Origin of the sequence: Ferrovibrio sp. (assembly GCF_002796975.1) — a bacterium.
In the GTDB taxonomy this organism is placed as follows: Bacteria; Pseudomonadota; Alphaproteobacteria; order Ferrovibrionales; family Ferrovibrionaceae; genus Ferrovibrio.
Map to the genome: position 1 here is coordinate 265,607 of NZ_PEKV01000004.1, position 25,698 is coordinate 291,304.

The window sequence follows — 25,698 nt, forward strand, 5'->3', positions numbered from 1 at the left end:
GAGCCTGTGGAGGGAGCCTTTTATGGCGAAGATCAAGGTCAAAAATCCGGTCGTCGAGCTCGACGGCGACGAGATGACCCGCATCATCTGGAAGTTCATCAAGGAGAAGCTGATCCTGCCGTATCTGGATGTGGATCTGCTCTACTACGATCTCGGCGTCGAATACCGCGACCAGACCAACGACCAGGTCACCATCGACAGCGCACAGGCCATCCTGAAGCACGGCGTCGGCGTCAAATGCGCCACCATCACGCCGGACGAACAGCGCGTCACCGAGTTCAAGCTGAAGGAAATGTGGAAGTCGCCGAACGGCACGATCCGCAACATCATCGGCGGCACGATCTTCCGCGAGCCGATCATCTGCAAGAACGTGCCGCGCCTGGTGCCGCACTGGAACGACCCGATCGTGGTCGGCCGCCATGCCTTCGGCGACCAGTATCGCGCCACCGACTTCAGGTTCCCCGGCAAGGGCACGCTGACCATCAAGTTCGTCGGCGAAGACGGCAAGGTGATCGAGAAGGAAGTCTTCAAGTCGCCGGGTTCGGGCGTCGCCATGGCGATGTACAACCTGGATGACTCGATCCGCGACTTCGCGCGTTCCAGCATGAACTATTCGCTGGTGCGCGGCTGGCCGCTGTATCTGTCGACCAAGAACACGATCCTCAAGGCCTATGACGGCCGCTTCAAGGATCTGTTCGAAGAGGTCTTCGAGAAGGAGTTCGCCGACAAGTTCAAGTCCGCCGGCATCACCTACGAACATCGCCTGATCGACGACATGGTCGCCTGCGCGATCAAGTGGTCGGGCAAGTTCGTCTGGGCCTGCAAGAACTACGACGGCGACGTGCAGTCCGACGTGGTGGCGCAGGGTTACGGCTCGCTGGGTCTGATGACCTCCGTGCTGATGACCCCCGATGGCAAGACCGTCGAAGCCGAAGCCGCTCATGGCACGGTGACGCGCCACTATCGCGAGCATCAGGCCGGTCGCGAGACCTCGACCAACCCGATCGCCTCGATCTTCGCCTGGACGCGCGGCCTGATGCATCGCGCCAAGCTGGACAACAATGCCGATCTGGACAAGTTCGCCCATACGCTGGAAAAGGTCTGCGTCTCGACCGTCGAAGCCGGCTTCATGACCAAGGATCTTGCGATCCTGATCTCGAAGGACCAGCCCTGGCTGACGACCCAGAAGTTCCTCGACAAGATCGACGAGAACCTGAAGAAGGCGCTGGCGGCGTAAGCTGCCAGTTCTTTCCTGCCGACGAGAAGGGCCGCGTCACCGCGGCCCTTTTTCTTTTTAAGCGGCCTTGCCGATCTCTGCGGCAATCGCGTCCAGCGCCTTCTCTGCGCCGGCGGGATCGGCACCGCCGCCCTGCGCAAAGTCAGGCCGGCCACCGCCGCCTTGTCCACCAATAAGAGGGGTCGCGATCTTCACCAGTTCGGCTGCATTGATCTTCGCGGTCAGGTCGTTCGACACGCCCACCACCACCGAGACCTTGCCGTCAGCGACCGAAGTCAGCGCGACGACGCCGGAGCCGATTTCTTTCTTGATGGCATCGACCATGCCGCGCAGGTCCTTGGCCGGCACGCCGTCGAGGCTGCGTGCGGCATATTTCACGCCGTTCACATCCTTCACCTGGGGCCCGCCCGAACCGCCGCCGGTCGCCAGCTGCCTGCGCAGGTCCGACAGTTCGCGCTCCAGCTTGCGGCGCTCTTCCATGAGCGACGCGATACGCTGCGGCACATCCTTTGGCTGCGCCTTCAGTGCATCGGCTGCGGCCTGCAGCATGCCTTCCTGTTCGAGGAAGTAATGCCGCGCCGCTTCGCCGGTCAGCGCCTCGACACGACGAACGCCGGCCGCGACCGCGCCCTCGCCGACGATCTTGAACAGCGCGATATCGCCGGTGCGCTTCACATGCGTACCGCCGCAGAGTTCGGTCGAGTAGTCCTTGCCGTCGTCGAGCTTGCCCATCGAGAGCACGCGCACTTCGTCGCCATACTTCTCGCCGAACAGCGCCATGGCGCCGGCCTTGATGGCTTCATCCGGCGTCATCAGCCGCGTGGTGACGGCATCGTTCTGCCGGATCATCGCGTTGACCTCGGCCTCGACCGCCTGCATCTCGTCGGCCGAAATCGGCTTGGGATGGCTGATGTCGAAGCGGAAACGATCCGGCGACACCAGCGAGCCCTTCTGCGTGACGTGGTCGCCCAGCTTGCGACGCAGGGCGGCATGCAGCAGATGCGTGGCGGAGTGATTGGAGGCAATCGCACCGCGACGCGTGGCATCCACGGTGAGGATCGCCATGTCGCCAACAGTCAGCGTGCCCGCGACCACCTTGCCGAGATGGGCATGCAGCGCGCCGAGCTTCTTCTGCGTGTCGCTGATCTCGACCTTGGCGCCGCCAGCGGTCGTAATGATGCCGCTGTCGCCCTGCTGGCCGCCGGACTCGCCGTAGAACGGCGTCTGGTTCAGCACGACGGCAACTTCGCTGCCGGTCTTCGCTTCATTTACCGGCTGGCCGCCGACCACGATGGCGTCGATGCGGCCTTCGGCGACTTGCGTGTCGTAGCCGAGGAATTCGGTGGCGCCTTTTTCCTCTTTGATCTCGAACCAGACCTTCTCGGTCGCGGCTTCGCCCGAGCCGGCCCAGGCCTTGCGCGCTTCCGCCTTCTGCGCCGCCATGGCGGTCTGGAAGCCGTCGAGATCGACCTCGATGCCGCGCGGACGCAGCGCATCCTGTGTCAGGTCGAGCGGGAAACCAAAGGTGTCGTAGAGCCTGAACGCGGTCTCGCCCGGCAGGCGGTCACCCTTGCTCATGCTGCCGGTCGCTTCGTCGAGCAGCCTGAGGCCGCGATCCAGCGTCTGCTTGAAACGGGTCTCTTCCAGTTTCAGCGTCTCGGCGATCAGCGCTTCGGCGCGGCCGAGTTCGGGATAGGCGCGGCCCATCTCCGACACCAGCGCCGGCACCAGCCGGTACATCAGCGGGTCCTTGCAGCCCATCAGCTGGGCATGGCGCATGGCGCGGCGCATGATCCGGCGCAGCACATAGCCGCGGCCCTCGTTCGACGGCAACACGCCATCGGCGATCAGGAAGCAGGACGACCGCAGATGGTCGGCCACCACGCGATGGCTCACCTTATGTGGGCCGTCCGCATCGGTGCCGGAGGCATCGGCCGAGGCTTCGATCAGCGCGCGCATGAGATCGATATCGTAATTGTCGTGCTTGCCCTGCATCACGGCGGTGATGCGCTCCAGGCCCATGCCGGTGTCGATGGAGGGCTTGGGCAGGCTGACGCGCTGCTCCTTCGTCACCTGCTCGAACTGCATGAAGACGAGATTCCAGATCTCGATATAGCGGTCGCCATCGGCATCCGAGCTGCCCGGCGGGCCGCCGAAAATCTTGTCGCCGTGGTCGTAGAAGATTTCCGAACAGGGACCGCAGGGACCGGTATCGCCCATGGCCCAGAAGTTGTCGGACGTGGCGATACGCACGATGCGATCTTCCGGCACGCCGATCTTTTTCCAGATGTTAAAGGCCTGGTCGTCGTCGTGATAGACGGTGACCCAGAGCTTCTCTTTCGGCAGGCCGTAATCCCTGGTGATCAGGTTCCAGGCCAGCGGGATCGCATCGTCCTTGAAGTAATCGCCGAAGGAGAAATTGCCAAGCATCTCGAAGAAGGTGTGATGCCGCGCGGTGTAGCCCACATTGTCGAGGTCGTTATGCTTGCCGCCGGCGCGCACGCATTTCTGCGAGGTGGTGGCACGCGTATAGGGGCGCTTCTCCTGGCCGGTGAAGACATTCTTGAACTGCACCATGCCCGCGTTGGTGAACATCAGGGTCGGGTCGTTACGCGGCACCAGCGGCGAAGACTCGACCACGCTATGCCCGTTTTTGGCAAAGTAATCGAGGAAGGCCTGGCGGACATCGCTGGCGGAGGACATGGACTTCAACCCCTGGTCGGCGGCGCCCGGTCCAACTTTGGCAGGGCGCCATTGTCATTTGCTGGTCAGATTGTCACGAGCCGGACCCCATCCGGCAAGCGACCTGTCTTAACGTCCCCTCCCGCCCCTGTCCAGCCAACGGAAGGTGGGGTAAGTGCCTGTCCGGATAGGGAATTGCGGTGGTCCGACAGGATGCCCCGATGCGTCTTGTCGGGTCTTGTCCGAGGCTTGTTCAGGCTTATAGCGGTCTTATTTTTCCTTATTTGATGCTTATTCCGTGCTTATTCCGAGCTTATCGAACCCGTCATCCGGCTTACCTGCCGCTTCCCCCTGCCCGATCAGAGACTTATCCGACCAGTCGGGCAGCAGGCCCCGGACAGGAACATTTAGGGTACTGCCCGGCCGGATCAAGGGCACAAAAAACCCGGTATCGCGTGGGCGATACCGGGATCCATGAAGGAGAGAACTTCTCCCCTGTCAGATAGCGCCCGAGGTCCGGAAGACAACCTTGCCTATCAGCAAAAAGGTACACGTTATGCGCGCAGTTCCGGTGTGCTACAAATGCAACGCAGGGAGAAGCACGGGGGAAAGCTTTGACGGACATGACCGAGACGACGACGACCGGGGCAACGGTCGCCGAGGCGGCCCCTGCGGCTGAAACCGACCGCAGCATGGAACGGCTCCTGCGACTGTTCTTCGGGCGCAACGCCGAAAGATTCCTGCTTTTTTACTACGAGGATCGCGACTGGACGAATAATCGTCACGGCGCGAGGCGGTCGGTGGGCTATTTCGACCGCATGAACTTCGCTGCAATGTTTTTCCCCATCGCCTGGTTCTTTTATCGCCGCATGTATCTGTACGGCGCCGTGCTTCTCGTCACCCCGATTGTGATCGCGCTGCTGTTCCCGAGTTTCAGCATGTCGGGCAATACAGGCATCGCCATCGCAATATCCGTGATGGCCAACCCGGTTTATTTCTACTACGCCCGTCAGCGCGTCACGCGGATCGAGAAACGCATCGACCTGTCGCCGCAGTCGCGCGATGACCTGATTCGGCGCGCCGGCGGCGTCTCGATCTTCGGCGCCATCCTTGGTGGCGCCCTCACCGCTGCAGTATTCATCATCATCATCGCTGGCGCCACGAAAGGCTGACCGGCGTCAGGAGCCAAACGGCAGACGGCACAATGATGCAGAGCTTTCTGATCCTTGCCGTTGCAGTCATACCGGCGATCCTGACGACCTTCTGGTTCCGGTCGCGCGACCACGAAAGAATGGCGGCCGGCCTGGCCTGGGAAGCCTTCTTCGTCGGTGCCTGCAGCGCCCTGCTGGTTGTCGCTGCCGTCACGCTGGCCGGCCTTGATGCTTTCCGCGGCGCTCCCGTCACCGGAGCCTGGATCAGGGCATTTGCAGGTGCGGCAATCCCCGAAGAACTTGCGAAACTGGCGGTGATTTTTGTTATTGCCCGCCGGAGCATCGACCGCTGCTTCCCGCATGATTTCATCGTAATCGGCGCGGCCGTCGCCGGCGGATTTGCGGCCCTGGAAAACATCGCCTACATCATGAAAGCCGAGAACCAGTTCGGCACGGCATTCATCCGCGCGTTGCTGAGTGTCCCGTCGCATATTTTCCATGGCGTCATGATCGGTGGCGGCCTCGCACTCTATGAAATGCGGCGCAGGATCATCTGGCCAGTTATGGGTGTTGTCCTCGCCATTGTATTCCATGGACTGTTCAACTTCCCCATCATGCTGATGGACCAGGCTACGGCATTGCAGGGAACGCCATGGCATCTGATCGTGGGGGGCCGAATTACCACGGCCATCGCATTGATTGGAGCATTCATGGCGGCGGCATTGTCAGTCCATGTCATGCGGCGCGAATCCCGCACTGCAAGCCGCCTGGAACCGCCCGATGCATCGCCATGGCGCCGCCGCATGGTCCTGATTGAGATGGTGGGATGGCTGGTGCTCGGTATCCTGCTGCTGGCTGGCGCGGCATTGGTTCTTGTGGCGGTGATCTGGCGCAGCCCGCCCGGCGCGATGCCTCTTGCTGGGATTTTTTTGCTGTATGCCTGCGGAGCCCTGTATCAGGGATGGGCAATGCGCCGCATCACGCGGCTTCGTCGCAATCAATCCCTGTCGACAGAATAGCCTAGGGAACTTTACGCCCCTCCCCGCTCCAAAAAAAGAAACCCCGGCAGCGAGGTCCGCTGCCGGGGCTTTGCCCATGGAGGAGAATTAACTCAGGCGCCGTGGTTTACCGGCGTTGAGCAGGGCGAAACTTTTACTCGGCGTCGTCGTCGTCCTTGCCTTCCGGGCCGGCATCGATGGCGGCGGCGACCAGGCCGGTATTGGCTTTGATCGCGGCTTCGATACGATTGGCCACTTCCGGGTTTTCCTTGAGGAAGGTCTTGGCGGCCTCGCGGCCCTGACCGATGCGCTGGCTGTCGAAGGAGAGCCAGGAGCCCGACTTCTCGACCACATTGGCTTTCACGCCTAGGTCGATCAGTTCGCCGGTCTTGGACACGCCTTCGCCATACATGATGTCGAAGTCGACCACCTTGAACGGGGGCGAAACCTTGTTCTTCACCACCTTCACGCGGGTCTGGTTGCCCACCACCTCGTCGCGGATCTTGATCGCGCCGATGCGGCGGATGTCGAGGCGGACCGAAGCATAGAATTTCAGCGCGTTGCCGCCGGTGGTGGTTTCCGGGCTGCCGAACATCACGCCGATCTTCATGCGGATCTGGTTGATGAAGATGACCATGCAGTTCGACTTGGAGATCGAGGCGGTCAGCTTGCGCAAGGCCTGGCTCATCAGGCGGGCCTGCAGGCCCACATGGGTATCGCCCATCTCGCCTTCGAGTTCGGCCTGCGGCACCAGGGCGGCGACCGAGTCGATGACCAGCACGTCGATGGCGCCGGAGCGCACCAGGGTGTCGGCGATTTCCAGCGCCTGCTCACCGGTATCGGGCTGCGAGATCAGCAGCTCTTCGATGTTGACGCCGAGCTTGCGGGCATAGGACGGGTCGAGCGCGTGTTCGGCGTCGACGAAGGCGCAGGTACCGCCCTTCTTCTGGGCCTCGGCCACGACATGGAGTGCGATGGTGGTCTTGCCCGAGCTTTCCGGACCGTAGACTTCAACGATACGGCCCTTGGGCAGGCCGCCGATGCCGAGCGCGATATCCAGGCCGAGTGAACCGGTGGAGATCGCCTCGATCTCCATGCTCTGGCGCTGGCCGAGCTTCATCACCGAGCCCTTGCCGAAATTGCGCTCGATCTGCGAGAGCGCAGCTTCCAGAGCCTTACCCTTATCCATGTTCTCTTTTTCCACGACGCGAAGTGAGGGGGACGACATTTGCGGGCATCCTTTCATGGGGGCCGGTGAATTGCAATTATACGCCGTTCTGACCCCATATGTTCTCATATCGTTGCCATTGTCCAGAAGAAAATGCAGTGCCCTACAGGTGCTTGATATTTATGGAATATTCCCGAGATGTTCCCAGTAGAACGCCAGCCTGTTCCGGTCTGTTCGGGCACAGGCGATTCCCCACCGGACATGCCGCCGCCCTGCCCTCCCGCCCGCTCCAGCGGGTCGAAATGGCTGAAATAGCAAAGCAAACGAGGTGCGATTTCGCCATATGGTAGCGAAAACAAGCAGTCAATCAATCAGGAAAAGCAACGACGACGCAGCGCCGGAGTGCTTACAGCGCCCGCAGCCAGGCCCAGTATTGCGCCCAATGCATCGCGCCCACCTGCTGCTGCGTGAAGGCCTGTGCCTGGGCCGGGCTGAGGCCGATGATGTCGTTAATGCCCAGGCCGGGGATCGCCGTAACGGAGATCGCGGAGATCTGCGTCGTGGTGAAGGCCTGAATCTGCATGTGGTGGAGTTCGTCCACATCGGTCGCGCGCAGACCGGCGATCTGCGTCGTGGTCAGCGCGCGGATCTGGGTTGAACTCAGCGACCGGGCCTGCTGGTTATCCAGCGCATTCAGGTTCGTGGTGCTGAGCGTCTGCAGCTGGGTGGTGGTGAGCGCGGCAATCTGGTCGGTATCCAGTTCGCCGATATCGGTGGTGCGCAGGTTGGCAATCTGCGACGTGGTCAGCGCGGCGATCTGCGAATTGGCCAGTGCCTGCACCTGGGTGGTGTTCAGCGCATTGAAGTTGCTGGTACCCAGCGCGCCGATCTGCGCCGAGGTCAGCGCCTTCACCTGCGTGGTGGTGAATTCGCCGATATCGGTGGTCCGGAGCCCGCCGATCTGAGTCGTGGTCAGCGCCGCGACCTGCGTGGTGGTCAGCGCCTGCGTCTGCGTCGTGGTCAGCGCATTCAGGTTGGTGGTGGTGAGGCCGGCGATCGCGGTGGTGGTCAGGCCCTTGATCTGGGTCGTGCCGAGCTCCGCGATGTCGCTGGAGCTGAGACCGCCGAGCTGGGTGGTGGTCAGCGCACCGAGCTGCGTGCTGTTCAGCGCCGCCACCTGCGTCGCCGACAGGGCATTGAAGCCGGTGCTGCCGAGCGCCTGGATCTGCGCCGTGGTCAGCGCCACCACCTGCGTGGTGGTCAGTTCGCCGATATCGGTGCTGCGCAGGCCGCCGATCTGCGTCGTGGTCAGTGCCCGGATCTGCGCGGTGCTGAGCGCCCGCGTCTGCGTGGTGGTAAAGGCATTCAGATCGCCGGTCTCAAGCGCCGCCACCTGCGTGGCATTCAGCGCGCCGATCTGCGCGGTGCCCAGCACGGCGATCTGCGCCGTGGTCAGGGCGGCCACCTGCGTGGTGCCGAGCTCGGCGATGTCGCCGGTGCGAAGCGCCGCGATCTGCGCGGTGGTCAGCGCGCCGACCTGATCCGTGGTCAGCGCCTGCACCTGCGTGGTGACCAGCGCATTCAGATTGGCGCTGCTCAGCGCACGCAGCTGCGTGGTGGTCAGAGCCGCGACCTGCGTGGTGCCGAGTTCGGCGATATCGGTGGTGCGCAGAGCCGCGATCTGCGTCGTGGTCAATGCCGCGACCTGCGTGGAAGCCAGTGCCTGGGTTTGCGCCGTCGACAGCGTATTCAGGTTGGCCGTGCCGAGCGCCTGGATCTGCGCCGTGGTCAACGCGCGGATCTGCGTGGTGCTGAATTCGGCAATATCGGTACTGCGCAGGCCGGCGATCTGCGTCGTGGTGAGTGCCGCGACCTGGTCGGTGCCCAGCGCCGAAACCTGGTTGGCATTCAGGGCNNCACGGTCGTCGGTGTCAGGACGCCAACCTGGACCGCACTCAGCACGCCGACCTGGGTGGTGGTCAGCGCGCGCAACTGCGTGGTGGTCAGTTCGGCGATGTCGGTGGTGCGCAGGTTGGCCACCTGGCTGGTGGTCAGGGCGGCGATCTGCGACGTGGTCAGCGACTGCGCCTGCGTCGTGTTCAGGGCATTGAGGTTGCCGGTGCCGAGCGCCTGCACCTGCGCCGAGGTCAGAGCCGAAACCTGATCGGTATCCAGTTCGGCGATATCGGTGGTGCGCAGCCCGGCAATCTGCGTCGTGGTCAGGGCGGCGACCTGGGTCGAGTTGAGCGCCTGCACCTGGCTGGTGGTCAGGGCGTTCAATGCCGCGGTGGTGAGGGCCGCCACCTGCGTGGCGGCCAGTGCGCCCACGGCAGTTGTGGTCAGCGCGCCAACCTGTGCGGCATTCAGCGCGCCGATCTGCGCGGTGGTGAATGCACGCAGCTGCGTGGTGGTCAGCTCGGCGATATCCGTGCTGCGCAGGCTCGCAACCTGCGTCGTGGTCAACGCGGCGATCTGCGCGGTGCCCAGGGCCTGCGCCTGTGTCGTGTTCAGCGCGTTCAGGTTCGCGGTGCTGAGCGCCTGGACCTGCGCGGTGGTCAGCGCGCCGATCTGCGTGGCGGTCAGTTCGGCAATATCGCCCGTCTGAAGCCCGGCAATCTGCGTCGTGGTCAGTGCGGCCACCTGCGTGGCGCTCAGCGCCTGCGCCTGGGTCGTGTTGAATGCATTCAGGCTGGCCGTGCTGAGGGCGCGCAACTGTGCCGTGGTCAGCGCGGCAATCTGCGTCGCAGTCAGCTCGGCGATATCGGTGGTGCGCAGGCCGGCGATCTGCGTCGTGCTCAGCGCGACGATCTGCGTCGTGCTCAGCGCCTGCACCTGCGTGGCGGTCAGGGCGTTCAGGTTGTTCGTGCCNNGTCAGCGCATCGATCTGCGTGGTGGTCAGCGCCTGCGTCTGGGTCTGGCTCAGGGCATTCAGAGCCGAGGTGGTCAACGCCGCGATTTGCGTACCGGCCAGCGCGGTCAGCGCCGTGGTGGCCAGGCCCGAGACCTGGGTCTCGGTCAGCGCACCGATCTGCGACGTGGTGAGCGCGCGCAGCTGTGTGGTGGTAAGCTCGGCGATATCGGTGCCGCGCAGGCCAGCGACCTGCGTATTGGTCAGCGCGCCGATCTGCGTGGTCGTCAGCGCCTGTGCCTGGGTCGTATCGAAGGCATTCACACTGGTGCCGAGCGCCTGCACCTGCGCTGTGGTCAGCGCGGCAATCTGCTCGGTGGTCAGGTCGGCAATGTCGCCGGCGCCCAGATTGGCGATCTGCGTGGTCGACAGCGCCTGGATCTGCGAGGTGGTGAGCGCCTGCGCCTGCGTGGTGTTCAGCGCATTCAGATTGGTGGTGCCCAGCGCCTGCAGCTGCGTCGCGCTCAGCGCCGCGACCTGCGTGGCGGTCAGTTCAGCGATATCGCCGGTCTGAAGCCCGGCGATCTGCGATGTGGTCAGCGCGACGATCTGCGTGGTCGACAGTGCCTGCACCTGTGTCGCATTCAGCGCATTCAGGTTGGCAGTACCCAGCGCCTGCAACTGCGTCGCCGCCAGCACCGAGACCTGCTCGGCGCCCAGTTCGGCGATATCCGTGGTGCGCAGGCCGGCGATCTGCGTCGTCGTCAGAGCATCGATCTGCGTGGTGGTCAGCGCCCGCACCTGATCCGTATTGAGCGCGTTCAGGGCCGAGGTCGTCAGGGCGGCAATCTGGGTGTCAGCCAGCGCAGCCACCGCCGTGGTGGCAAGACCGGAAACCTGGGTTGCCGTCAGCGCGCCGATCTGCGTGGTGGTCAGCGCCTGCAACTGCGTGGTGGTCAGCTCGGCGATATCGGTGCCGCGCAGGCCCACGATCTGCGCCGTGGTCAGCGCGGCGAGCTGCGTGGTCGACAGCGCCTGCGCCTGGGTCGTATCGAAGGCATTCACATTGGTGCCGAGCGCCTGCACCTGCGCCGTGGTCAGCGCAGCAATCTGCCCGGTGGTCAGGTCGGCGATGTCGGCAGTGCCCAGGTTGGCGATCTGCGTGGTCGACAGTGCCTGGATCTGCGACGTGGTCAGCGCCTGCGCCTGCGTCGTGTTCAGCGCATTCAGATTGGTGGTGCCCAGCGCCTGCAGCTGCGTCGCGCTCAGCGCCGCGACCTGGTCGGTATCCAGTTCGCCGATATCGGTGATGCGCAGGCTGGAAATCTGTGTCGTGGTCAGGGCGGCGATCTGCCCGCCCGACAGCGACTGGATCTGATCGGTCGTCAGGGCGTTCAGCGCCGTGGTGGTCAGGGCCGCGATCTGCGTGCCGGACAGTGCAGCCAGCGCCGTCGTGCTCAGCGCGCCGGCCTGGGTTTCATCCAGCACGCCAATCTGCGTGGTGGTCAGCGCCTGCAGCTGGGCCGTGCCGAATTCGGCGATATCGCCAGTCTGAAGCCCGGCGATCTGCGTCGTGGTCAGCGCCGCGACCTGTTCGGAGGTCAGCGCCTGCGCCTGCGCCGTCGACAGCGCACCCAGATTGGTCGTGTCGAGCGCGCGGATCTGCGTCGTGGTCAGGGCCGCAATCTGCGTGGTGTCCAGCTCGGCGATGTCGCCGGTACGCAGGCCGGCGATCTGCGTCGTGGTCAGCGCCGCAATCTGGCTGCCCGCCAGCGCCTGCACCTGAGTTTGACTCAGGGCATTCACATTCGTCGTGGTCAGTGCCGCGACCTGCGTGCCGGCGAGTGCCGCCACGGCAGTGCCAGCCAGCGCACCGACCTGGTCTTCGCTCAGCCCGGCAACCTGCGTCGTCGTCAGCGCGCGGATCTGCGCCGTGCCGAGTTCGGCAATATCGGTCGAACGCAGGCCGGCGATCTGCGTGCCGGTCAGTGCGGCAACCTGATCGGAGGTCAGCGCCTGCGCCTGCGTCGTGCTGAAGGCATTCAGCGCGGTGGTGCTGAGCGCCGCGATCTGCGTGGTGGTCAGCGCCGCGACCTGCCCGGTGGTCAGGCCGGCGATCTGGGTTTCATCCAGCAGGCCAAGCTGCGTGGTGGTCAGCGCGGCGATCTGCGTGGTGCCCAGCTCGGCGATATCCTCGGCGCGCAGCCCGGCGATCTGCGTCGCGCCCAGCGCCGCGATCTGCTCCGAGGTCAGCGCCTGCACCTGCGCGGCCGTCAGCGCCTGGACCTGTGTGGTCGCCAGCTCGGCGATATCGGCGGTGCGCAGGCCGGCGATCTGCGTCGTAGTCAGCGCCGCGATCTGCCCAGTGCTCAGCGTCTGGGTCTGCGTCGTCGACAGCGCATTCAAGGCCGTGGTGCTGAGTGCCGCCACCTGCGTGCTGCTCAGCGTATTGAGGTCGGCCGTGTCGAACTGGCCGATCTGCGTGGCGGTCAGCGCACCGATCTGGGTGGTGCCCAGTTCGGCGAGATCGGTACTGCGCAGGCCATCGATCTGCGTCGCGGTCAGCACCGCGACCTGCTCGGCGGTCAGCGTCTGCGCCTGCGCCGTACTGAAGGCGTTCAGGGCGGTGGTGCTGAGCGCTGCGATCTGTTCGGTGGTCAGCGCCGCCACGGCCGTCGTGGTCAGGCCGGCAATCTGGGTTTCGGTCAGGCTGGCGATCTGCGTGGCGGTCAGCGCGCGGATCTGCGTCGCGCCCAGCTCGCCGATATCGCTGGCGCGCAGGCTTTCGAGCTGTGTTGCCGTCAGCGCCTGAATCTGCGCCGTCGATAGCGATTGTACCTGCGAGGTGGTGAGCGCGTTCAACGCACCGGTGGTCAGCGCCGCGACCTGCGTACCGGTCAGGGCATCCAGCGCCGTGCCGGTCAGACCGCCGACCTGGCCTTCGTCCAACTTGCCGATCTGCGTCGCGGTCAGCGCCTTGAGCTGGGTGACGCCCAGTTCGGCGATATCGCCACTGCGCAGACCATCGATCTGCGTGGTGGTCAGCGCCTGCACCTGGGCGGCCGACAGCACCTGCACCTGCGTGCTCGACAGCGCATTCAGCGCCGACGTGCTGAGCGCCGCGATCTGCGTCGTCGTCAGCGCCTTAAGCGCCGTCGTCGACAGGCCTGCGGCCTGGGTTTCGGTCAGCGCGGCGACCTGTGTGGTATTGAGCGCCTGAATCTGGGCAGTGCCAAGTTCGGCAATATCGGTGCTGCGCAGCCCGGCAATCTGAGTTGCGGTCAGCGCCTGCACCTGCGTGGAGGCGAGCGCCTGGACCTGCGTCGCGGTCAGCGCCTGCACCTGCGTGGTGCTGAATTCGCCGATATCGCCGACCTGCAGGCCGGCGACCTGGGTGGTGGTCAGCGCCCCGATCTGCGTGGCGGTCAACGCCTGCGCCTGCGTCGTATTCAGCGCATTCAGGTTGGTCGTGCTGAGCGCGGCCACCTGCGTGGTGGCGAGCGAGGCAATCGCGGTGGTCGACAGGGCGCCGATCTGCGCCGGCGTCAGCGCACCGATCTGCGCCGTGGTCAGCGCCTTGAGCTGCGTGGCGTTCAGCGCACCGATCGCATCCGCATCGAGCGCACCGATCTGCGTCGTGGTCAGCGCGCCGATCTGCGTCGTGGTCAGGGCCTGGATCTGCGTTGTATTCAGCGCATTCAGGACCGTGGTGGTCAGCGCGCCAACCTGCGTGCCGGACAGTGCCGCCAGAGCCGTCGTGCCAAGACCGGCAGCCTGAGTTCCGGTCAGCGCGCCAGCCTGCGTGGTGGTCAGACCGCTCAGATCGACCGGCTCAAGCGCCGCGACCTGCGTCGTGGTCAGGCCGGCAATCTGCGTGGTGGTCAGTTCGCCCAGATCGGTGGAACGCAGCCCGACAATCTGCGTCTTGGTCAGGCCGGCCAGCTGTTGCGGCGTCAGCACCTGAATCTGGGTGGAGCTGAGCGCGTTCAGGGCCGAAGTGGTCAGCGCAGCCAGCTGCGTGGAGGCAAAGGCCGAGAGCGCCGTCGTGCTCAGGCTGCCGACCTGGGTCTCATTCAGCGCCGCGATCTGCGCGGTGGTCAGCGCGTGGATCTGCGTCGTGTCCAGGCCGGCAATCGCCGCGGTGCCGAGCGCATTGCGCTGCGCGGTGGTCATTGCGGCAAGCTGCTGCGTCGTCAGCGTCTTGACCTGCGTCGCATTGAACAGGCTGAGCTGGGTCAGGCTGAGTACTTTAATCTGATTCCGCGTCAGGCTTTGCAGCTGTGCGGCATTCAAGGCGTTGATGTCGGTCGCCTCGAGTGCGGCAATCTGCGTCGTGCCCAGCGCCTTGATCTGGGTGACGGTGAATTCACCGAAATCGGTGGTCCGCAGATCCCGGACCTGCGTCGTGGTCAGTGCTTTGAGCTGCGCGGCGGTCAGCACCTGGGCCTGCGCCGTATTCAGCGCATTCAGGTTCGTCGTGCTTAAGCCACGCAACTGCGTGGAGGTCAACGACCGGACCTGCGCCGTGGTCAGTTCACCGATATCGCTCGTCGTGAAGCTGGACAGCTGCGTGGCCGTCAACCCTCTGACATGTCGCGCCGTCAATGCCTGGACCTGCGCCGCGTTTAGCGCATTCAGGTTCGTCGTGCTGAGCGCCAGCATCTGCGTCGACGTCAAACCCTTGATATGCGTCGCATTCAGTTCGGCGATATCGGTGGTGCGCAGGTTTGCGATCTGCGTCGTGCTCAGCTGCGATATCTGCTGGCCGCGCAGGGTCTGCAATTGAGTCGCGTCGAGTGCGTTCAGATTTGTGGTGGTCAGCGACTGCAGTTGGGTCGACTTGAATGCCTTGAGCAGCGTGGCCCCAAACTCACCGACATCTTCGGTGCGCAAGCCTTCAATCTGCTCCTGGCTGAGGGAACCGGCCTGCATGGCCGACAGTGCCTGCATTTGGGTCGTATTAAGGGCATTCAGGCTTGTCGTCGTCAGCGCGCGCAGTTGCGCCGCACTCAACGCCTTAATCTGCGTCACGTTCAGTTCGGCGATATCGGTGGTGCGCAGCCCGGCTATCTGCGTGGCGGTCAGGATCTTTACCTGGGCACCCGACAATCCGCCGATCTGTTCGGCATCGAGCGCATTCAGGTTGGTGGTGCTGAGCGACTTCAACTGCGTCGCCGTAAAGCCGCCGATCGCTGAACTGGTCAGCGCGCCGATCTGGGTTTCGCTGAATGCGTCAAGCTGGTTCGGGGCAAATCCCTTGGCCTGCGATGCCGTCAGGACGCCGAGCGCCGTCGTGGTTAGTGTATTGATCTGGGTCGCGGTCAATGCACCGAACTGATCGTCGCTCAGCGCCTGGATCTGCGCGGTGCTTAATGTATTGAGATCGGTGGTTTCAAGCGCCGAAATCTGTGCGGCCGTGAGCCCCTTGATCTGGGTCACCGTCAAATCGCGGATATCGCCGGTGCCAAGTGCCACGATCTGTGTCGTGCTGAATTCGCCAATCTGGCTCGCGGACAGGGCCTGCGCCTGCGCGGTGCTGAGCGAATTCAGATTTGTCGTCGTCAGGGCGCGCAGCTGCTCTCCCGACAACGCCTTGATTTGCGTTAAATTCAGCGCAGCGACCGCGGTGACATCCAGTGCTGCGATCTGCGTGGCGGTCAGCGCACGAATCTGCGCAGTCGCCAACGCCTGCGACTGCGCATCGGACAGCGCATTAACATTGGTTGTTGCGAGAGATCTGATCTGCGCCTGAGTCAGCGCTTTCAGCTGCGTCGAATTGAATTCGCCGATGTCGGTCGTGCGGAGACCGGCAATCTGAGTCGTGCTCAGCAGAGCTACCCTGGACGACAGCGACTGAACCTGCGTCGTATCGAGGTGATTGAGATTGGTCGTGCTCAGCGACTGCAACTGTACCGGCGTCAGCGCCTTGAGCTGCGTTGCGCCCAGTTCAGCGATGTCGGTGGTACGAAGGCTCGCGATCTGTGCCGCGGTCAGCGCAGCAACCTGACTGGATTTCAGCGCCTGGATCTGCGCGGTATCGAGCGCGTTCAGGTTGGTGGTGCTGAGCGCCTGTATCTGGGTGCTGGAGAGGGCGGCGATGGATGAACTGGCGAGAACACCGGCCTGGGTTTCATTCAGGCGACCGATCTGGCTGACCGTAAGTCCCCGTACCTGCGTCGATGTCAGGCTGCCGACCAGCGTGGCCTTCAGCGACCCGATCTGCGTCGTACTCAGGACGGCGATCTGGCTTGCCGTCAGCGCCTGGAATTGCGCAGTACTCAGCGCATTCAGGTCAGAGGTTTCAAGCGCCGCCACCTGTGTGGTGGACAGGGCCTTGATCTGGGTAGCGGTCAGTTCGGCAATATCTGTTTCGCGGAAGCCGGCGATCTGCGTAGTGGTCAAGCCCTGGATCTGGCTGGCCTTCAGCGCGCCTATCTGCGTGCTGTTCAGATGATTCAGGCTGGTCGTGTCGAAAGCCTGCAACTGCGCGCCGGACAGGACGGCAATCTGCGCGGCGTCGAAGACAAGCTGCGAGGTGGTGAAATAACCCAGCTGGGTCGGCGTCAGGGCTTTGACCTGCGCAGACTTCAGCGCATCGATCTGGGTGGTATCGAGCGATTCAATGGCGGCCTGCGACAGCGCGGCAATCTGGGTCGATTTGAGCGACTGGATGTCGGACGTGGTCAGCCCGTCAACCGCGGTCGTCGTCAGACCCGCGATTTGCGCTGCCGAATAGGAGCTGACGCTCGTCACCACCCCAAGTCCCCAACCTTGTCAGCCGACGCCATACTGGCATCGGATTGCGCCTGCGCTCGCCGCAACCCTACGACGATTCTGCCCCACCGCAGCTTTGCATTAAAAGTTGACAAAAACCAATGAATTCCCGGGACTTTCCACGAAAATTCGCGCAATCAGTCCGGGTACGGCGTTAACGATTTGACCCGGTCGATACGATCAGGGGTTTCATTGGCCGCGAACGGCGGTTTTTCAGGCCGTGCCGTCCATCACTTCCTTCACCTTCCCCGCCAGCTGGCTGAGGGAGAACGGCTTCGGCAGGAAGTTCACATCGGCCGATTTCGCCATATTGTTGCGTAAACTGTCCTCGGCGTAACCGGAGATAAACAGGATTTTGAGGTCGGGACGGCGGCTGCGCAGCTGGGCGGCCAGGCTGGGGCCGTCCAGATTGGGCATCACGACATCCGAGATCAGCAACTCGACCCGGTCGAGCTGCTCGGGCGGGAGCGCCAGCGCCTGCTCGCCCGAGGCAGCCTCGATCACAGTGTAACCCTTGTTACGTAGCGCGCGGGCGGCAAAGGCCCGGACGGCATCCTCGTCCTCGACCAGCAGGACCAGACCCTGGCCGGTCAGATCGCGGCTGTCGGGCCGGGCATCGTCGCGGCCGGCCGAGAGATCCTCGCCGTTCGGCCGATGGCGCGGCAGGTAAAGCCGGAAACAGGCCCCCTCGCCGGGCATGCTTTCGACATGAATGAAGCCACCGGTCTGCTTGATGATGCCGTAGACCGTCGAGAGCCCGAGGCCGGTGCCGGCTCCGACCGCCTTGGTGGTGAAGAAGGGATCGAAGATCTTCGCCATGTTTTCCGGCGCAATGCCATGACCGGTATCGCTCACCTCGACCAGCACATAATCGCCGGCCGGAACAATTTCGGCGCCAAGTTCGGTCGGCTGCTCGACCGAATGATTGAGCGTGCGTATCTTCAGCTCGCCGCCGTCGACCATGGCATCACGTGCGTTCACCGCGAGATTGATGATCACCTGTTCGAGCTGGCCCTGATCCACCTTGATCAGGCCGAGATCGCGGCCATGCACCATCTTCAACGTGATGGTCTCGCCGATCAGGCGGCCGATCAGGTTACGCAGATCGGCCAGCACGTCGGTGATATCCAGCACCTTGGGCACCAGCGTCTGCTGGCGCGAGAAGGCCAGCAGCTGCCGCACCAGATTGGCGGCACGGCTGGCATTCTGCTTGATCTGCATGATATCGGCGAAGGACTGGTCGCCCGGCTGATGGCGCTGCAGCAGCAGGTCGCAGAAACCGATCATCGCCGTCAGAAGATTGTTGAAGTCGTGCGCGATACCGCCGGCAAGCTGCCCCACAGCCTGCATCTTCTGACTCTGATGGAACTGGGTCTGCAGATTGCGCTGGTCTGTCGTGTCGACCAGGTAGACAAGCTGGGCCGACTGGCCATCCTCACGTTCGGCGGACGATGCGGCAAAGACTTCGACGACGCGCTCGCGTGGGCCGGCCAGCCGCACTTCCAGCGCGCGGCTGAAGATTTCGCCGCGCCGCAGTGCCACCAGATGACGCGCCAGCGCCAGTGCATCTTCTTCGCGCACCAGCGCGGCAAGCCGCTGGCCCAGCCAGTCGTCGCGGCCGCAGAGCTGGGCGAAAGCAGCATTGGCCTCGCGGATCGTGCCGGCGGAATCGAGTACCAGGATACCGATCGGCGCCTGATCGAAGAAGCGGCGGAACTCGGCTTCCACCGGGCGCAGCGTGCCGCGCTGACGCAGTTCGAGCCCGAGATCGTGCACCACTGCGCTGTAGCGCAGCGGTTTGCCGTCGACATCCGGCACGACCGTCTGGCTGACGCTGACCAGACGCAAACGCGCGGCGTGATCCGGTTCGGCGCCTTCGGCCGGCAGCGGCCGCAGCTTGGCCTCCCCGCCTGGCCAGTCTGGCGTCATCGTCTCGTTCTCGCGCGCCTCGCCGTGGTTCAACACGTCAGACAGCAGCAGGTCGCTGCCGACCAGTTGTTCAGGCAAACCGCCGAGCCAGGCCGCGAAGGTACGGTTGGCAAACAGGAAACGCCCGTCGGGCGCCACCGAATAGAGGCCGACCGGTGCGTTGTCGATGAAGGCGGCCAATTCGTCGCGCTGCTGACGCACCGCCACCAGCGCGGCGGCATTGTCGGCGACTTCCTGGATGTCCCAGATCACCCAATTGCCGCGCCCCGAGACTGAGACCGGCGCGAGCATGGCGGTGACCCGGAGCGAGATCGCACCACCATCGACATGGACGGCGATATCTTCCTGCACTGCCCTGCCAAGCGGCAGCAAACTCTGCAGCCGCGCAATAATCTCGGCATTGGCGATTTCCCGGCCCAGCAGGGCATCGGGAGAATGGCCGCCCTCGTCGCCGAGCCGCGCGGCCAATACGCGATAGGCCGTGTTGTCGGCCAGCAATTCGTGGCCACGGGTGAGGGCGCGGGCAAACGGGCTCGCCTCGGCCAGCAGCCAGGCAGCGCGACGGCGCGGCGATCCGATCAGCGAGGCAAAGCTCAGCGCCATGGCAGCATCATTCCTCGACCGTTTCGACCTTGGGGTCGTATTTGGTCTGGATGCCATCCTTCAGTTTCATGATGTAGGAGATCACTTCGGCGACGGCGCGGAAATGTTCGACCGGAATTTCCTGGTCCAGATCCACCTTGTACAGCGCGCGCGCCAGCGGCGGATTCTCGATGATCGGGATCTCATTCTTGGTGGCAATCTCGCGAATCCGGAAGGCGATGTTGTCGGCACCCTTGGCCACCACGATCGGCGCTTCGGACTGGCCCTGCTCGTATTTCAGCGCCACTGCGAAATGGGTCGGGTTGGTGACCACGACACTGGCCTGCGGCACGGCGGCCATCATGCGCTGGCGCGAACGCTGCATACGCAACTGACGCAGGCGTGCCTTGATATGCGGATCGCCTTCGATCTCCTTGTATTCTTCCTTGACCTCCTGCTTGGTCATGCGGAGGTTCTTCATGAAGTTGTAGCGCTGGTACAGATAGTCGGCGACCGCGACGATGAACATGATGCCGAGCAGCGCGCCAACCAGCTTGGCAACGATCTTGAGGCAGAGCGGCATCACCACGCTCAGATCGAGGTCGATCAGAACCTCAAGCTCGTCCAGTTCGGGGATCAGGATGACGAACAGGATGCCGCCGATCACCGAGACCTTGATGAGGTTCTTGACGAACTCGACCAGATTCTGCACGCCGATCATGCGCTTGAGGCCGGCCATGGGCGACAGTTTGGCAAAATTCGGCTTGATGCGTTCGAGACTGACCTGAAACGGGTTCTGCAGCAGACTGGCGGCCACGCTGGCGATCACAAACAGTCCGATCACCGGGCTGAGCGCGAGGCCGATACTGACGGCCAGGTCAACGCCGATGCGTGCCAGATGACTGGGATCGACCGGGATCAGATGCGGCTGCGCCAAGAATATCTTGGTCGAGGCGACCACCCGTTCGCTCAGCGAGTCTGCCAGCATCCAGAGCGCGATACTGGCTGCCAAGAAGGTGAACCAGTAGCCGATTTCCTGCGACTTGGCGACATTGCCCTTCTCGGCTGCGTCGTGCAGCCGTTTCCCGGAAGGGTCTTCGGTTTTGGAATCTGGGTCAGCGTCTTCCGACATGCCCTTCCTCCTAGCGCCTTACGAGGAACTGGGCGATGTGTTCCTCGACATGGCCAGTGAACGCAAGGCCGATCGCGGCGAGCGACAGGCCCAGCACGACCAGCGACGTGGCAATCTGCGGCGCCTGCATGATGAAGAAGATCTGCAGCGACGGCATCAGGCGGTTCAGCAACCCGAGCGCCACATTGAAAACGATGCCGTAGACGATGAACGGCGCCGCCAGACGTATGCCGAGGGCGAAGCCGTCATTGACCAGACGGACGGCCGAATTGGCGAAATCGCCGAAGGCCGGCGCCTGCATCGGCGGAAACAACGTATAGCTGTCGTAAGCGGCCTGTAATCCCAGCAGATGCAGATCGGTGACGAACACCAGCGCAATGCCCATGAACACCAGCGCACTGGAGACCACGGCGGTCTGGCCGCCCTGGTTCGGATCGAAGAGCATGGCCGAGGCCAGGCCGGCCTGCAGGGCGATCACCGTACCCGCCACATGCATGGCCGACATCATCAGGCGGATCATGACGCCCAGTGCAAGGCCGAAACCGACTTCGGTGACGATCAGGAAGGCAAGATGCATCGGCTGCGCCGGCAACGGCGGCAGCGTCGGCCCAACGACCGGCACGATCAGCGCGGAGATCAGGAGGGCCACGCTGAGACGGAAGCGCGCCGGGATCGCATTCTCACCGACGCCGGGCAACGACATCATGGCAGAACCGAAGCGGCTGAAAACCAGCAGGAAGGCGTAGGCGTTGCCGGCGACAAGCTCCTGCAGCACCCGTCGTTACTCCAGGCCGGCGATCTTCTGCGCCAGCTGTTCCATGAAGGTCACCATGGTGCCGATCATGAACGGCATGGTGAGGATCAGGGCACCAAAGATGGCGACGATTTTCGGAACGAAGGTCAGGGTCGGTTCCTGCAGCTGCGTCACGGCCTGGAACAGCGCGATGACCATGCCGACAGTCAGGCTGACGAGCATGGCCGGCCCAGCCACCTTCAGCAGCACCCAGATGGCTTCGCGCATAACATCTGTGACTTCGACGGCCGTCATCGATTCGGTCTCCGCGGCCGATCTTACCCGATTGTGCGCGATTACCCCAGCCCAGCCCCGGGCAGGAGACCGATTATTATGCCGATCTGCCGGAAACTCGCCGGCAGATCAGAGCGGCATGCGCATGATTTCCTGATAGGCGCTGATGACGCGGTCGCGAACCGCCACCACCGTATCCAGCGCAACTTCGGCATTGGTCACCGCTGTCACCACTTCGGTCACGTCCGCTTTGCCGTTGACCGCCTTGGCCGAGGTCGCCTCGGCTGTCTTCTGGGCATTGACGGTGTCCTGCAGCGCTTCGGTGAGCATTTCACCAAAGCCGCCACCGCCCTTGGCCTTGCCGATCTCGGCTCCGCCACCCAGAACCTTGCCCAGGCCCAGCGTATCGGCAATGCGTAAATCAGCCATGACTCAAGTCCCTGTCAGATGGTTCAGTTGCGCAGCAGATCGACCGTGCGGTTCAGCATCGCCTTGGCTGAATCGATCACGTTCAGATTGGCTTCGTAAGTCCGCTGCGCTTCGCGCATGTCGGCCATTTCGATCACCGACTTCACGTTCGGCATCTTCACATAGCCGTCGGCATTGGCGGCCGGATGGCCCGGATCGTATTTCAGCTCGAAATCCGAACGATCCTGCTGCGGCTTCTGCGCCTTGACCAAGTTGGCGCCCAGCGCGCGGTCGAGTTCCGACTTGAAGGAGACGACCTTGCGGCGATAGGGATCGGAACCCGGCGTCTTGCCGAGCGAGTCCGAGTTGGCGAGGTTTTCGGCAATGGTCTTGAGACGCTCGCCCTGGGCGCGCATGCCCGAGGCCGAAATCTGCATTGCGTTCTTAAGTTCCATGCGCCGTCTCCGTCGCTATCCAGTTGCCCTGGCTCAGCTCTTGGCCTCAGCCCTGGCGGTTGCCCAACGCCTTGCGCAGCATACCGACCTGCTTGCGATAGAGGTTGGTCATCAATCCGTGTTCGGCCTGCGTCTCGGCCACATTCATCATCTGCTGCTCGAGATTGACCGAATTGCCATTCGGCGACGTCTCGTAGCCCTTGGCAGTACTGCTACGCCAGTGATCGCTAGCACGTCCGGACAGGCCGCGGAAATGGCCCGGCTGCGTGGCGGCAACGCCGCCGGAGAGCTGGCTGCCATGGACCAACTCGCTGAAGCTGACCTGCTTGAGATCCTTGGGCTTGTAACCCGGGGTATCGGCATTGGCGACATTTTCTGCCAGCACGCGCTGACGCTCGCCCAGCCAGTCCATGCGCCGGGTAATCGCCTTCACCAGACTGATCTTGTCGAGATCCATGCCGAACCTTAAAACCTCGTCCTTCCGCCGACCGAAGAGGGCTGCGGGAGAACTTTTCCATTGGCCCGCAGGCTGACTCCGGTGTCTAAAGATTCGGTTAACCCCTGACCGTGATAGGATGCCGCAGGTCGTTACTTTTCAACCACCGAGTCAGACGCGTCTTGGCCAAGGAATCACTCGAAAAATCCAGAAAACCGCCAAAACAGAAAGCGGTCGCGCTGCGCTATGACGCGGAAAAGGAAGATGCGCCCCGCATCGTGGCCACCGGCGAGGGATTTATCGCCGACCAGATACTCAGAATCGCCCTCGATAACGGCATCACCGTGCACAAGGATTCCGACCTGGTCGAAATCCTGTCCAAGCTGGATATCGATGCCCTGATCCCGGTGGAAGCCTTCGCCGCAGTGGCGGAGATTCTCAGTTATATCTATCGCACCCAGGGCCGCGAGCCTGGCCGCTGAGCCGCCAGCCTATCGGCTTGACCCGACTCGGCACCGACTACCAGAGTAGCGCCCAATCACGGACAGGCCGGTATGGACAGTATCGATTTCACCCAAGTCGCTCTCGCCTTTGGCGCCCTGCTGCTGCTGCTGGCACTGTTCTATTATGGGGCCCGCGCACTGTCCGGCGCCACGGCGCGCGGTACCAAATGGCGACCCGGTCAGCGTATCGGCGTGGTTGACAGCATGCCGGTCGACGGCACCCGCCGGCTGGTGCTGGTGCGGCGCGACGACACCGAACACCTGCTGCTGGTCGGAACGCATGGCGACCTCGTGATCGAAAGCAATATCCCTATGCCGCAGCCGGACGACCGCAACGACATGACACCCGGCGGCACGATGGTGCGCCGCTCGTCGCAGCCCGTGGAAGAATCCGGCGGCTGGCCCACCTTGCGTGTACCCGGCCGCGATGCCCCCAAGAGCGGACAGGACCGCTGATGCGCGCGAAAATGCATCTTGGCATGCGAGAGAAGCTTGCCGCCCTGCGATCGGATTGTCGGCGTGCCCTGCCCCTGTCCCTTGGCCTCGGGCTGGCAGCGTTGCTGATGATGATGCCGACCTCGCTGTTTGCGCAGTCGGTGAATATCGACCTTGGCCAGGGTGGCACGATCACCGGCCGGGTGATCCAGCTGGTCGCACTGACCACGGTACTGGCGCTGGCGCCGTCGATCCTGGTGGTCGTCACCAGCTTCGTCCGCATTGTCGTGGTGCTGTCGATCCTGCGCAGCGCCATGGGCACGCAGAGCACGCCACCGAATACCGTGCTGATGAGCCTGGCGCTGTTCCTGACCTTCTTCATCATGCAGCCCTATCTGGAGCGCGCCTATAACGATGGCATCCAGCCGCTGATGGAGGAACAGATTGACGAACGCGCCGCTTTCGACCGTTCGATTGCGCCGTTCCATGAATTCATGCGCAATCATGTGCGTGAGAAGGATCTGGCGCTCTTCACCGGCTTTGCCGGTACCCAGATCCCGGCCACGGCCGAACAGATTCCGCTGCGCGTGCTGGTGCCTGCGTTCATGATCAGTGAACTGAAGCGCGCCTTCGAGATCGGCTTCCTGCTGTTCATACCATTCATCGTGGTCGACATGGTGGTGGCCAGCGTACTGATGTCGATGGGCATGATGATGCTGCCGCCGGTGATGATCTCACTGCCGTTCAAGCTGATCTTCTTCGTCCTAGTGGACGGCTGGAACCTGGTCTGTGCCGCGCTGGTGGAAAGCTTCGTCACCAGATAGCGCCGCCATCTGGCCGATGATGCTTAATTGATCGCGCTGAGACCGCCCTTGGCAACGCGGTCACGATAACGGCTCATGAAGGCTTCATACTGCCCGACCTGCGCGATGGTTGCGGCTAGCTGGCGTGGATCGCTGGCATTGCGCGACACCGACGTCACAACGGCATTGAAGGTCTCGGCGTCTGGCGTATCGCGCAGCCGCGGCTCGTAACTGCGGCGCAGAACGTCGAGGGCTGCCGTGTCGTTGCTCAGCGCATAGGCGACGGCGAGTTGCAGCACCAGCTTGCGCTCATCGGCCAGCAGCGGACTGGGATCGGCCGCACGATTGCCCAGCAGCAGACCGGCCACGCGCGCGAAGGCCAGCCAGTCCTTGGCCCGCCAGTGCAGTTCGGCCCGCAGCGCCAGCGCATCCGGGCTCTGATCCTGGCCGAGCAGGTTAAGCGCCTCCGGGAAACGTTCGAGATCGCCCAGCGCACGCGCTTCCAGCAGGCGGCGCTCCTGCTGCAGGGCCGGCGGCAGGTTCTGCGCATTTGTCCCCTGCAGCGACTTCAATGCCGCATCGGGATTGCGGTCGAGCAGATAGACTACGGCCAGCCGGGCACCGGTGCGGGCACGGCTTTCGCCGCGCAGGCGATACTGGATCTGATGCTCCAGCAGTTCGGCCGCGCGATTCAACAGATCGACCGACACCAGGCGATCAGCCAGCTTGCCGATGATCTCATCGCCTTCCGGCCCCACCGGCGTAAGTTCGCGATAATCGTAATACAGGGCCAGAGCGACCAGCGGCGGCAGCGACTGCGCGCCGCCATCGAGGAACAGCTTGGCGAATTCATCGCTCATCTGCTTCGACAGCAGAGGCATTTCCGGCGACTTCGGGAAATACTTCACAATCTGGCGGAATGTGGTGATGCCGCTGCGCAGATCGCCGACGGCAAACTGCAACTCGCCCAGGCGCCGCAGCAGGTTGAACTCGTAGGGCCCGCCGCGCCAGGCGAAGCGTAGGGAGTCGAGCCGTTCGATGGCCTGCTGGGTGTTGACCAGCTTGCGGTTCAGCATCATTTCAGTTTTGGCGAATTCGGCCAGCGCGCGTGCGCGCCGGTCGCCGCTGCC

General features: G+C 63.5%; 18 protein-coding genes and 2 pseudogenes. 6 read left to right on the plus strand and 14 right to left on the minus strand.

Translation table 11 applies throughout. The features are described 5' to 3' along the window. Positions 1-22: 22 nt before the first annotated feature. Complete coding sequence (locus CTR53_RS03990; RefSeq protein ID WP_290809506.1) at positions 23-1,237, plus strand: NADP-dependent isocitrate dehydrogenase; 1,215 nt, start codon at positions 23-25, stop codon at positions 1,235-1,237. Between the two features lie 57 nt (positions 1,238-1,294). Here the strand turns inward: CTR53_RS03990 and alaS are convergent, their stop codons facing one another. Then, positions 1,295-3,940, minus strand: a complete 2,646-nt coding sequence (alaS, locus tag CTR53_RS03995) for an alanine--tRNA ligase (RefSeq protein ID WP_290809507.1) — start codon at positions 3,938-3,940, stop codon at positions 1,295-1,297. A 602-nt stretch (positions 3,941-4,542) separates the two neighbouring features. On the opposite strand from alaS, the gene CTR53_RS04000 reads away from it, so the two are divergent. Continuing rightward, positions 4,543-5,091: a DUF2628 domain-containing protein gene (locus CTR53_RS04000; RefSeq protein ID WP_290809508.1), complete on the plus strand. Its 549-nt coding sequence runs from the start codon at positions 4,543-4,545 to the stop codon at positions 5,089-5,091. 32 nt (positions 5,092-5,123) lie between these two features. Beyond that, positions 5,124-6,089 (plus strand): PrsW family glutamic-type intramembrane protease, encoded by a 966-nt coding sequence (locus CTR53_RS04005; RefSeq protein ID WP_290809509.1) that lies wholly within the window; start codon positions 5,124-5,126, stop codon positions 6,087-6,089. Between the two features lie 133 nt (positions 6,090-6,222). On the opposite strand, the gene recA is transcribed toward CTR53_RS04005, so the two are convergent. The 12 genes and pseudogenes from recA to flgB form a co-directional block, all read right to left on the minus strand. After that, entirely contained in the window at positions 6,223-7,296 is a 1,074-nt protein-coding gene (gene recA / locus CTR53_RS04010) for a recombinase RecA (protein ID WP_290809510.1), read from the minus strand. Between the two features lie 346 nt (positions 7,297-7,642). Continuing rightward, positions 7,643-8,671, minus strand: coding sequence for a hypothetical protein (locus CTR53_RS04015; RefSeq protein WP_290809698.1), 1,029 nt, complete (start codon positions 8,669-8,671; stop codon positions 7,643-7,645). Further along, positions 8,651-9,154 (minus strand): annotated as a pseudogene (locus CTR53_RS04020) (heme utilization protein); the annotation flags it as partial. The pseudogene CTR53_RS04020 and the gene CTR53_RS04015, both read right to left, overlap by 21 nt. Beyond that, positions 9,145-10,068, minus strand: coding sequence for a hypothetical protein (locus CTR53_RS04025; protein WP_367158940.1), 924 nt, complete (start codon positions 10,066-10,068; stop codon positions 9,145-9,147). The gene CTR53_RS04025 and the pseudogene CTR53_RS04020, both read right to left, overlap by 10 nt. Before the next feature lie 166 nt (positions 10,069-10,234). After that, positions 10,235-16,840, minus strand: a pseudogene (locus CTR53_RS04030) (beta strand repeat-containing protein); the annotation flags it as partial. 231 nt (positions 16,841-17,071) lie between these two features. Continuing rightward, positions 17,072-19,390 carry a PAS domain-containing sensor histidine kinase gene (locus tag CTR53_RS04035; protein ID WP_290809511.1) on the minus strand — a complete coding sequence of 773 codons (2,319 nt, stop codon included), beginning with the start codon at positions 19,388-19,390 and terminating at the stop codon, positions 17,072-17,074. A 7-nt stretch (positions 19,391-19,397) separates the two neighbouring features. Continuing rightward, on the minus strand, positions 19,398-20,501 hold the full coding sequence (gene flhB / locus CTR53_RS04040) for a flagellar biosynthesis protein FlhB (RefSeq protein WP_290809512.1): 1,104 nt from the start codon (positions 20,499-20,501) through the stop codon (positions 19,398-19,400). Positions 20,502-20,511: 10 nt separating this feature from the next. Next, positions 20,512-21,276, minus strand: a complete 765-nt coding sequence (locus CTR53_RS04045; protein ID WP_290809513.1) for a flagellar biosynthetic protein FliR — start codon at positions 21,274-21,276, stop codon at positions 20,512-20,514. Positions 21,277-21,282: 6 nt separating this feature from the next. Continuing rightward, complete coding sequence (fliQ, locus tag CTR53_RS04050; protein ID WP_290809514.1) at positions 21,283-21,549, minus strand: flagellar biosynthesis protein FliQ; 267 nt, start codon at positions 21,547-21,549, stop codon at positions 21,283-21,285. A gap of 108 nt (positions 21,550-21,657) precedes the next feature. Beyond that, positions 21,658-21,957, minus strand: coding sequence for a flagellar hook-basal body complex protein FliE (gene fliE, locus CTR53_RS04055; RefSeq protein WP_290809515.1), 300 nt, complete (start codon positions 21,955-21,957; stop codon positions 21,658-21,660). Positions 21,958-21,980: 23 nt separating this feature from the next. Further along, on the minus strand, positions 21,981-22,391 hold the full coding sequence (flgC, locus tag CTR53_RS04060; protein WP_290809516.1) for a flagellar basal body rod protein FlgC: 411 nt from the start codon (positions 22,389-22,391) through the stop codon (positions 21,981-21,983). A 46-nt stretch (positions 22,392-22,437) separates the two neighbouring features. Next, complete coding sequence (gene flgB, locus CTR53_RS04065; RefSeq protein WP_290809517.1) at positions 22,438-22,848, minus strand: flagellar basal body rod protein FlgB; 411 nt, start codon at positions 22,846-22,848, stop codon at positions 22,438-22,440. Positions 22,849-23,009: 161 nt separating this feature from the next. On the opposite strand from flgB, the gene CTR53_RS04070 reads away from it, so the two are divergent. The 3 genes from CTR53_RS04070 to fliP all read left to right on the plus strand — a co-directional run bounded on the left by CTR53_RS04070 (position 23,010) and on the right by fliP (position 24,589). Continuing rightward, a complete protein-coding gene (locus CTR53_RS04070) occupies positions 23,010-23,309 on the plus strand; it encodes an EscU/YscU/HrcU family type III secretion system export apparatus switch protein (RefSeq protein ID WP_290809518.1) in 300 nt (99 codons plus the stop codon). A 72-nt stretch (positions 23,310-23,381) separates the two neighbouring features. Next, complete coding sequence (locus CTR53_RS04075) at positions 23,382-23,786, plus strand: flagellar biosynthetic protein FliO (RefSeq protein ID WP_290809519.1); 405 nt, start codon at positions 23,382-23,384, stop codon at positions 23,784-23,786. A 107-nt stretch (positions 23,787-23,893) separates the two neighbouring features. Beyond that, positions 23,894-24,589, plus strand: coding sequence for a flagellar type III secretion system pore protein FliP (gene fliP / locus CTR53_RS04080; protein WP_290809520.1), 696 nt, complete (start codon positions 23,894-23,896; stop codon positions 24,587-24,589). Between the two features lie 23 nt (positions 24,590-24,612). Here fliP and CTR53_RS04085 read toward each other — a convergent pair. Then, positions 24,613-25,698, minus strand: a 1,086-nt coding sequence (locus CTR53_RS04085; protein WP_367158938.1) for a tetratricopeptide repeat protein, incomplete at its 5' end; no start/stop codon positions are given.

What these genes read in the sequence shown, in the direction of transcription:
- flgB (WP_290809517.1), bottom strand. Translation starts at nt 22,848, where the DNA reads ATGGATCTCGACAAGATCAGTCTGGTGAAGGCGATTACCCGGCGCATG.
- alaS (WP_290809507.1), bottom strand. Translation starts at nt 3,940, where the DNA reads ATGTCCTCCGCCAGCGATGTCCGCCAGGCCTTCCTCGATTACTTTGCC.
- CTR53_RS03990 (WP_290809506.1), top strand. Translation starts at nt 23, where the DNA reads ATGGCGAAGATCAAGGTCAAAAATCCGGTCGTCGAGCTCGACGGCGAC.
- recA (WP_290809510.1), bottom strand. Translation starts at nt 7,296, where the DNA reads ATGTCGTCCCCCTCACTTCGCGTCGTGGAAAAAGAGAACATGGATAAG.
- CTR53_RS04035 (WP_290809511.1), bottom strand. Translation starts at nt 19,390, where the DNA reads ATGGCGCTGAGCTTTGCCTCGCTGATCGGATCGCCGCGCCGTCGCGCT.
- fliE (WP_290809515.1), bottom strand. Translation starts at nt 21,957, where the DNA reads ATGGCTGATTTACGCATTGCCGATACGCTGGGCCTGGGCAAGGTTCTG.
- fliP (WP_290809520.1), top strand. Translation starts at nt 23,894, where the DNA reads ATGATGATGCCGACCTCGCTGTTTGCGCAGTCGGTGAATATCGACCTT.
- fliQ (WP_290809514.1), bottom strand. Translation starts at nt 21,549, where the DNA reads ATGACGGCCGTCGAAGTCACAGATGTTATGCGCGAAGCCATCTGGGTG.
- flgC (WP_290809516.1), bottom strand. Translation starts at nt 22,391, where the DNA reads ATGGAACTTAAGAACGCAATGCAGATTTCGGCCTCGGGCATGCGCGCC.
- CTR53_RS04075 (WP_290809519.1), top strand. Translation starts at nt 23,382, where the DNA reads ATGGACAGTATCGATTTCACCCAAGTCGCTCTCGCCTTTGGCGCCCTG.
- CTR53_RS04000 (WP_290809508.1), top strand. Translation starts at nt 4,543, where the DNA reads ATGACCGAGACGACGACGACCGGGGCAACGGTCGCCGAGGCGGCCCCT.
- CTR53_RS04005 (WP_290809509.1), top strand. Translation starts at nt 5,124, where the DNA reads ATGATGCAGAGCTTTCTGATCCTTGCCGTTGCAGTCATACCGGCGATC.
- flhB (WP_290809512.1), bottom strand. Translation starts at nt 20,501, where the DNA reads ATGTCGGAAGACGCTGACCCAGATTCCAAAACCGAAGACCCTTCCGGG.